1 protein-coding gene is annotated in these 768 nt (G+C 59.8%); it reads right to left on the reverse strand.

The annotated features are described in order from the left end of the window. A partial coding sequence (locus ACP7BV_RS27480) for a DUF5666 domain-containing protein (RefSeq protein WP_426108083.1) occupies window positions 1-452 on the reverse strand: 452 nt, incomplete at its 3' end. Between the last annotated feature and the right edge of the window lie 316 nt (window positions 453-768).

Below are 768 nucleotides of genomic sequence, written 5' to 3' on the forward strand. Positions count from 1 at the left end.
CCAAGCGCGGCGTCGGTGTTGATGGTGATGGTCTGGCCGAGTACGGTCAAGGTTTTTGCGGAAAAGTCGAGCGCGGCGACGGCGCCCTCGGCTTCGGCGGCAACCCGGATTTTGGTAGCGACCAGGTTGCCGTCGTGTTCGACCTCGACATGCTGGCCCAGTTTCAGTTCGATGCTGGCGAGGGCGCCGTCGGCATGCTCCTTCAATGCCGCGACGAGCTTGTCGTCGATCCGCACCCCATCGACAATAATGCTGCCGAAGCCGGTCACGGTGCCGTAGATGGTGGGTGCACCGGGCACGGCAGGCGCAGGTGCAGGCGCAGGTGCAGGTGCGGGAAGCGGTGCGGGGATTGGCGCCGCTGCGCCGCCACCGCTACCGCCGCCGCAGGCAGCCATCAGGAGGGCGGCGCAAGCGGCGCCGATCAGCGTGCGTGGCAATGTGAGCTTGTTCATATTTTTATCTCCTCAAAAAGACCGTGACCGAGCGATCCGGTCACTGAATTTTAATTGCCATATAGAAATAAAAATGATTTATATTAAATTTTTGTTCGCCTGTTGTTATCTGCATTTTCGTCAGGGGTTCGTCAGGGTCGTATGGTATTTTCTCAATGATGGCGGGCGCCGTTGCACGTTTGACCCTCCGCGCGCGCCGTCGCTCTGCTGACAAAAAGCGTCAACTGCGGCCGCTAAATTTGTGCGGAAGTCCTTGCGCGTTCCGTACAGTGGGAGCGGTAACGGGGGAACGGGACTGCGGGAATAGCACTGCGGG

Source organism: Massilia sp. TSP1-1-2 (assembly GCF_049896185.1).
Lineage (GTDB): Bacteria > Pseudomonadota > Gammaproteobacteria > Burkholderiales > Burkholderiaceae_D > Telluria_A.